Genomic DNA, 8,337 nt, shown 5'->3' on the forward strand with positions numbered 1-8,337 from the left:
CACAAAGCGACGGTTCAGGGAGCCTTTTCGACATGTCCTCTTTGACCGGAACGACACCTCCTCCCGAGGGAACCGTGCCCGCGCAGCTTGTGCGCGCGTTGATGGCCTATCAGCACAATCGCGCTTTGGATGATCGGGATCATCAGCTGAGCTATGGCCAACTGGCAAGCTTTGTCCTGGCATTTCAGAGCAGGCTCGACGTCGAGGGCCCGATAGCGCTGTTTGGGACGCCCAGCACGTTGCTGGCTGCCGCGGCCGTTTCATGCGTCATCAGTGGACGCCCGTTCGTGCATCTTGACCCTGCAATGCCGCAGGCCGTCCTTGGCAATATCGTCGACGAATTGCAGATCGGAACCATCGTCACCTGTCAGCCAGGCGGACTGGAAAAACTGCCGACCCATTGCAGCCTCCTTGCCGCACAGGCCTGCCTTGAGGACACGGCGAATACAGATATCCATCGACTGGTGGCCGCCGATGTGCGTCCGACCGACGCCATCTATCTGGTGGCAACATCGGGCACGACAGGTCGCCCAAAATGCATTCCCGTCACGCACGATGCGGCCTACCTGTCCTATCAATGGCGCGATGCCTATACGCCCTATGCGGCGACGATGAACGTCGGGATCTACATTTTCGCGATCTGGGAAATGTTCCGGCCACTTCGCAACGGTGCGCGGCTTTGCTTTCCCGACACGAACGATCTGATGGCACCACAGGGCCTCGTGTCATTCCTGTCGAGGCATCGCATTGACGAGATGCTGTTCACCCCGTCCTTTTTTCAAAAGGCATTGAGGGCGATCGATCCGAAGGTCGGCGCCGACCTGCCATTGCGCCGCGTCATCCTGAACGGCGAAGTGGTCGACAAAGGCCTGATCGCAGAGGCGCGTCAAAAGCTGCCGAATGTCGCGCTCTGGAACCTCTACAGCATCTGCGAGACCCATGATGTCAGCATGATCCGACTGACCGGTACCGAGGGGGCGTCGGTCGGCATCGCGATGCCGCATCTCAGCGCCGTGGTGCTGGACGATCACGACCTGCCGTGTTCGGCGGGCCAGCCCGGACTGCTGCATTTCGAAGGACCCCGCATGCTGGGGCCGGGCTATGTCAACAGGCCCCAGGAAACGGCGGAACGGTTCAGGGTGCTGACGTTGGAGGGGCAGAACCGGCGCCTCTATGATACCGGCGATCAGGGATTGGTGACCGCCGATGGGCAGATCCATGTGCTGGGCCGCATTGCGCATATGCTCAAACTGCGCGGCCACAGCATCCAGACGCGCGAACTGACCGAGACGCTTGGTCAGCACATTGATTTTGCACGGGCCATCCCCTGGGTGCAGCAGATCGACGGTCAGGGGCAGGTTCTGGTGTTCTACTATACCGCCGATGCTGAACAGACGGCCCGCAATGCCGATCGTTGGACCATCACCGCGCCGTGGCAGCGCACGCCGCAAATCCTGGCAGAGGCGCTGCAACGGGTTCTGCCACGCTATTGCACGCCGACCTATCTGGTGCGCATGGACGAAATTCCCATCCATCCCGTATCAGGCAAGTGCGACTTCAAGGCGTTGCCACAGACTCCGCCGCACCAACAGACGGTCGATGATGATGATACGGACGCCCTTGCCGTGACCGTGTCCACAGCGCGTATTCTGGGTTGTCCCGTCAGCCACATCGACATGGCCGTGTCCTTCCATGATCATGGGGGGGATTCATTGATGTGCGTCGATCTGTTGTTGTCCCTTGAGGCGGCTTACAATCGGCCTGTCGATTTTGACTGGGCACTGAACCTGCCCCTTGAACGGTTGCACCGCTTGCTGACCGAGGATCCTGATATTGCGGCGCAACCGGGCGTGTTTCACAAGAAGGGCATATTGCTGACCGGCGCTACCGGCTTTCTGGGCGGTCATGTCCTCGCCGAAGCTGCCCGCCACCTGCCGGACGATCAGGTCATCTATTGTCTGGTCCGGCCGCGCAACAACGACCCGCTGTCGCGTCTGGCCGCCCGTGCAGAGGCGCTTGGCGTGCCCCAGCACCGCGTTGTCGTCGTTGCCGGATCGATCGAGGCGCCCAGCTTTGGTTTGAAAGCTCAGGACTATGCCAGGCTGACCGGGCAAGTGTCGGCGGTCATCCATTGCGCGGCGACCGTCAACCTCGCACTGGACCGCGAGAGGATGGAGAGCGCATCACAAGCCGGCATCGCAACCGTCCTGCAATTTTGCAAGGACGCCAAGGCGCGGCTTGCGTTCTCAAGCTCGACCTCGATCTTTCCTGATGCCGGCGGACCGTTCCCCGAGACCGCCACAGAACCGTTCGACGGAATTTCCGGCTATGGGGCTGCCAAGATTGCCGCTGAACATGCCATTGCCGCATCAGGCGTCGCGGCGATGATCGCTCGGTTGCCATCCCTGTATGACCTGAACGATCCCAACCCCAAGGACATCTACGAGACCATCCTGAAAGCCTGCCGGCTTTCCGGATGCACCCCGCGCGACATGTGCTTCAGGATGACCGACGTGCGCGCGGCCGCCAGATTGCTGGTGCGCGCCGTTGTGCCGAACGAGGTCGTTTACTGCAACCTGATTGCTGATGACGCGGTAACGGACGCCGGGGGCGAGGCGGTTTCCATGCTGGAGTGGGTCGAAACCGCCCCACTTTCCGCGCCCGAATACCGCTTGCTGCGCGACAACCCGACCATTCTGCGGGCCGATGCCATCTACGATAACGCCATCGCACACCGTCTGTGGGATACGCTGGACCTGGGATACTTTGCCCAGATCTCTGACGTGCGGGAACTGCTCGTCCACAGACTTGGCTCTGCTCCTGAACCAGCTACCACAGTGAGCCGGCGTTGACCTGATAATCCGCCATTGTCATCGCCCGCGCCGCATCGCTGGCAAGAAACGACGCCAGGCCGGCAATTTCGTCAGGCTGAACCAGCTTGCCCTGCGGGTTGGACGCCTCATAGGTGGCACGAGCCTCGACACGCGACTGGCCCAGCCGCTGCATGTCATGCTCTATGAATTGTTGCAGCATCTCGGTCTCGACCCAGGTCGGGCTGATGCTGTTGCACGTGATCCCGTGATCCGCGCCCTCCAGGCTGACGCAGCGACCAAGCCCCAGCAACCCCGCCTTGGACGCACAATAGGCCGCGTTGCGTGCCATGCCCTGATGCGCGGCAACCGAGGCGATATTGATGATGCGCCCCCATTTCGCCGTCATCATCAGTGGCATGACCGCTCGTATCATCTTGAAGGTGCCGGTCAGATTGGTGTCGATCGTTTCGTGCCACATGCTGTCGGGATGATCGATCACGGCCGCTTCCTCATAAACGCCCGCCGCGTTGACCAAAACGTCAACCTTGCCATGAGTCTCCACAATGGCATCGACGAATGTCGCCACGCTGTCGGATCGCCGGACGTCCAGCGCTCTGACTGAAATCGACTTGCCGAATGTCGTGCGCAGGTTCTCCTGGAACGCCGGATCGTTCCCACGCCTCGCTCCGACATAGACGATCATGCCGTCGTCAACGAACCGTTGTGCAATCGCGCGGCCGATCCCGGACAATCCACCAGTCACGATTCCAATTCTCTCAATATCGTTCATCATCTCTTCTCGCTTCGTCATACCGATAGTAACCCGCGACGACGGGTCGCCACGGGTCTTTCAGGATTGGCAAAAGGCAGCAAGACCCCAGTACAGACCTTGGCGTCCGTCGCATACGGCAACAAGCACGAACGGCAAATTGAGGGACACCGCGCTGCAGCAATCACCCGGGATGAACCGCCGACGTCGGTCCTGCTATCGTTTTCGAGCCTGCATATTCAGCGGGCTGCACCACTGTCACTGATGGGCCCGAGGCCACGATGACCCCGCCTCCGAGCTGAGAAATCAGGTCACCTTGATGACAATACGGCTCTGTCGCACAAAGCCTTTGATGTCCCGAGTTTCCCTTTTCCCGTACGGCTTAACGCCACGGCTTCCGTCACTGGGATGCCAAGCGCGGTGTAGCCGTTCGAGACGGCGATGCGGATCTTGACCTCTGCGGCCTGTCGGTCGAAATTCCGCGCCATGAGGCGCTGCCCCGGCAGTTTCAGACAGTGCGTCTTCGTTTCCGCACGGCTTTGTCGGTGGTATCCGCTCCAGTTTCGCCTGATCGCACGGTCGAGATATTTCGCCGTCCGAAGGGACGCGTTTCTGACAACCGCATCAGCGGTGACGGTCCTCCACGGCTTCGCATTCTAGCGGAGTGGTGTAACGGCCAGGGGCGCCACGGTCAGCGATCGCATCGTGGCACTTGCAAGTGTCGCAGGCGCCGTCAGCGGTGAATCTGCCGATCCTCTAACCCTTTGGTATCCAGCTAAGCAGGTCGGGCAGCGCCCGTGCAGCGCCGATATGGCTCCCGGTGATCTCGACGGCACAAACCCCTGGCGTTTGCTTATCTATTCCGAAATGGATCCTGCGCCGTGAACCATGTCGCGCCGTCTGGTGCCGCCGTGCATGCCATTCGCCTTGACACTTGACCTCGATGCCAGTGCTGCCGATCCGCAGGTGCATCGGCCCTCTGGACCCACGATCCGGAATGTTGCCCGCGGATCTTCTGGCGGCGGCACAGCGTGCTGAAGTCTGGCACCGACCAGTCGAGGCCGACCAGGTGCAGCTGGCTTTCGCCGAACCCGGTCGTCTTTCTGGGCGCCAAGCCGAACCGCACATTCATTGTCAGGCAAATCTGAATGCCAGTATCGCTGTAGGGCTGCTGGCGACCATGCTTGCCTGTCGGCGCGGCCTCTCAGCACATCGCCGGATCAAACCGGATCGTCAGCAAGCCCGGGCGCTTGAGCGCGTCATTGTAGGCCTGCCAGTTCCTGATCTTGCAGGCTGGGGATGTCGGTCTGTTCATGGTCCCCAGCTGCTACGCTCGTTTCACAACATGAATCCCTCATGCGATTTGTGCAACAGAGCTGACTAAACAGCTGGGGACCAACGCCCTCGCTTTATTTGATGAATAAGCGGGATGATATTATTTACATTTCAGTTTCTGACCAACGCTTTGTCATTTTGCAGATGCCTCATTGCCAGCTTTCGGCCCATGCGACCCGACAGAAGCTGACGCACCGGGGGCATTTCCCGACCTTTCTCAAAGAGGTTCGGGAATAGTGTCATTATCTCGATACGCGCCTTTGGAGAAACAGCCTTGAGCGCCTGGACCCCGGTGTAGAGACTTTCTGCTTCCGCGCCGTTAGCAAAGACAATCTCATGACGATCAAACATGAAATGCACATATTCAATCTGATCCAAATCATCCGCAATGTCGATTCCATCGAGCATCAACAGCTGTTTGGCTGCGACAAGTACTTCGTCCGCCCCGAACATCCGCCTCGAAATGGCCGAGCGGACCAGTATCCGGTGTTGAGGTGATACGACCAGATCTTGCGCTGGAATATTCGCTCCCAAGGCACCCGCCTTGATGCGGATCGGGCGCAAGTGCTGGAACAAATTCAGCTCATAGTCGGCCAGTTTCCGGCCGCCTGCCCATTGCACAGGGCGCAGGCCCCGATCTTTGGTCATGACCAGATCGCCAGGGCGCAGGTCCTGAACGGCAATATCTCCGCGTGCTGTGCGGATGCGCGTGCCAGCTGCAAAGCAGACGACACCGGCGTTCTCAAGGTTCAGCTGATCGCCAGTCACCCCAGTGAGGACCGTGCCGCCCGCAGAGTCCAGCACCCCATCGCTGATGTCGGCGCGAAGCCACTGCAAGGGGGTTTGATACTGTGGATTGCCTGGCGTCGCATTCCATTCCGCAAGGTTGGCTGCGTTGTAGAAGTCGCCCAGATTGATAAAGTCGTTATTGCTGGCATCGCCGTCGTCCGAGTTGGACGGGCTGAAATCGACGATGACGTCAGCAGATGCACCGTCGATGACAAACCGGTCCGCGCCCGCTCCGCCTGTCAGCGTATCGTTGCCAGCACCACCTTCAAGGGTGTCGTTGCCGGCGCCGCCGTCAAGGAAATCGTTGCCCGCCCCACCCAGAATGGTGTTTGCACCGGTATTTCCGGTCAGGGTGTCGTTCTGTGCCGAGCCGGTCAGGTTCTCGAAGTTGCTGATCGTGTCGCCCTGAGCATCGCCCCCTGACGCCGTGTTGGTCGCCAGGTTCACGTTCACCCCGGCGGTCGAGTTCGCGTAGGTCAGCGTGTCCGTGCCCGCGCCGCCGTCAAGACTGTCGGCGCCCGCACCACCATCGATGGTATCGTTGCCAGTCCCACCCAGAATGGTGTTTGCACCTGTATTTCCGGTCAGGGTGTCGTTCTGTGCCGAGCCGGTCACGTTCTCGAAGTTGCTGATCGTGTCGCCTTGGGCATCGCCCCCCGATACCGCAGCCGTTGCCAGGTTCACATTCACCCCGGCGGTCGAGCCGGCATAGGACAGCGTGTCCGTGCCCGCGCCACCGTCAAGACTGTCGGCGCCCGCACCACCATCGATGGTATCGTTGCCGGCCCCACCCAGAATGGTGTTTGCACCGGTATTTCCGGTCAGGGTGTCGTTCTGTGCCGAGCCGGTCAGGTTCTCAAAGTTGCTGATCGTGTCGCCTTGGGCATCGCCCCCTGACGCCGTGTTGGTCGCCAGGTTCACGTTCACCCCGGCGGTCGAGTTCGCGTAGGTCAGCGTGTCCGTGCCCGCGCCGCCATCAAGGGTATCTGCGTCAGCGCCACCCTCGATGGTGTCATTGCCCGCGCCACCCAAAAGGGTGTCATTGCCGCCCTGCCCCCACAGAATGTTGTCCTGAGAGTTGCCGGTTATGGCGTTGTTCGCGGCATTCCCCCGAACATTCTCAAAGTTGGTGATCACGGATTGGAAGCCAATATTGGTTGCAGCTCCCGTATCGTTCAGAACAATGCCGACGGCCAGGTTGTTCAATGCTACTGAATCAAAGGCGATGGTGTCATTGCCCGCTCCACCATCTAGGGTATCCGCGCCGGTGTTTGGCGGGAAATATCCAACTTCCGCAGTATCGTTGCCGGCTCCAAGCTGTACGTTGTCCGTTCCTGCCCCGCTGCTGGCACCTCCCAGCCAGGTGTCATCGCCATCGCCACCATAGATGACATTTACTCCGCTTCCGCCAGAGAGCGTGTCGTTGCCAGCCCCGCCATAAATAGTGTCGTTACCAGCCGCACCTTCCAGGACATCATCGCCGTCCCCGCCGTCAATGAGGTCGTTGCCGGCTCCCGCATTGATGGTGTCATTGCCTCCATTGCCCAGGACGGTATCGGCACCAGTGGTGATCCGATCACCGTTTGCATCGGAGAAACCGACACTCATGGCCTGTCCGGCGTCGGTGCCATCCACAACGCCAACGGAAGATGCCGGAAGGGCGTAAGTTCCCCCCGCGGTGACGTTGAAGACACCAGCCAACCCGCCAAGCAGAGGGAGCCCTTCGGGGAAGTAGAGATACAGTTGAGAATCTCCGGCGATGGAGAACGCAACGACCGGGTTCGAATCAAGAATGGTCCCATAGGAACCGGAGCCAAGATAGCTCAGCCCTTGCGTGGCGCCTCCGGACAGAGAGATCGTGCTTGGTCCCGTGGAGTTGCCCAAGATTCCATCGCTGTCAGTGATCAACCCAGAGGTCGAAGTGCCCAGATTCGGCAGGGTTGTCAGACCAAGCAAATTGGCGAATGAACCATTGTAAGCGTAAATGGTCGAATTGGCGGCGACAGTTACGGGCATGGGAAATCCTTCTGGATTGCTTTACAGGCGATGGAAGCTCACCGAGCCAATTGGATGCGTAAAATTACTAAAAGTTGTACTGAACGGTATATATTAATCTTAAGGATGTGTAAATCGTTTCGTGTCAGGAGCACCCATTCTTCATGAGGGCCGGGCCGACTGACGTCCTGAGGTGCTGCCGCTTTCTTGGACAGGATCTGGCGCGTTTTAAGCTCTGATCTGCTCCTGCTGATCGGGTCGCGTTGCTTCTACTGTCAGTGAGCAGGTCACTGCCGGCGGTCGGCCTCCAAGGGCCTTGTGCGGCCTACGATGATTGCAGAACTCCATTCATGTGCCGACACCCGCGCGGGCCTGGTACCCGGTCTCCCAAGCAAGTAGGTAGACGCACTCTATTTCGCTGCGCGGTCCTGCGGTTCTGCGTCCGCCAGGTTGCTCTGCCCCCTGAAAACTGGACCGTTTGAAACTGGAGTTTTCGGCTAACCTTCCCTGGCTGGGAGAGGAGCAGAGAATGATGAAGGCATCGAGGTTCACGGAGGCGCAGAAGGCGTTTGTCCTGAAGCAGGGTGAGGAAGGCACGCCAGTGGCCGAGGTCTGCCGCAAGGCGGGGATCAGCCA

The 8,337-nt window shown here is 59.8% G+C and carries 4 protein-coding genes and 1 pseudogene; 2 read left to right on the forward strand and 3 right to left on the reverse strand.

Translation table 11 applies throughout. The annotated features are described in order from the left end of the window. The first annotated feature begins 101 nt into the window (after positions 1-101). Positions 102-2,852, forward strand: a complete 2,751-nt coding sequence (locus tag ACJJVR_RS00265; protein ID WP_405401284.1) for an AMP-binding protein — start codon at positions 102-104, stop codon at positions 2,850-2,852. Here the strand turns inward: ACJJVR_RS00265 and ACJJVR_RS00270 are convergent. The 3 genes and pseudogenes from ACJJVR_RS00270 to ACJJVR_RS00280 all read right to left on the reverse strand — a co-directional run bounded on the left by ACJJVR_RS00270 (position 2,830) and on the right by ACJJVR_RS00280 (position 7,722). Beyond that, complete coding sequence (locus ACJJVR_RS00270) at positions 2,830-3,576, reverse strand: SDR family NAD(P)-dependent oxidoreductase (protein WP_405401275.1); 747 nt, start codon at positions 3,574-3,576, stop codon at positions 2,830-2,832. The genes ACJJVR_RS00265 and ACJJVR_RS00270 overlap by 23 nt on opposite strands. A gap of 317 nt (positions 3,577-3,893) precedes the next feature. Beyond that, a pseudogene (locus ACJJVR_RS00275) lies at positions 3,894-4,897 on the reverse strand (IS5 family transposase). A 131-nt stretch (positions 4,898-5,028) separates the two neighbouring features. Beyond that, the gene (locus tag ACJJVR_RS00280; protein WP_405401277.1) at positions 5,029-7,722 is read right to left on the reverse strand and encodes a Hint domain-containing protein; all 2,694 of its coding nucleotides are present in this window, start codon (positions 7,720-7,722) and stop codon (positions 5,029-5,031) included. A gap of 511 nt (positions 7,723-8,233) precedes the next feature. Here ACJJVR_RS00280 and ACJJVR_RS00285 point away from each other — a divergent pair. After that, on the forward strand, positions 8,234-8,337 hold a 104-nt coding region (locus tag ACJJVR_RS00285), incomplete at its 3' end, for a transposase (RefSeq protein ID WP_405401285.1).

The sequence above is a fragment of the Paracoccus sp. Ld10 genome (assembly GCF_045064235.1).
Taxonomy (GTDB): domain Bacteria; phylum Pseudomonadota; class Alphaproteobacteria; order Rhodobacterales; family Rhodobacteraceae; genus Paracoccus.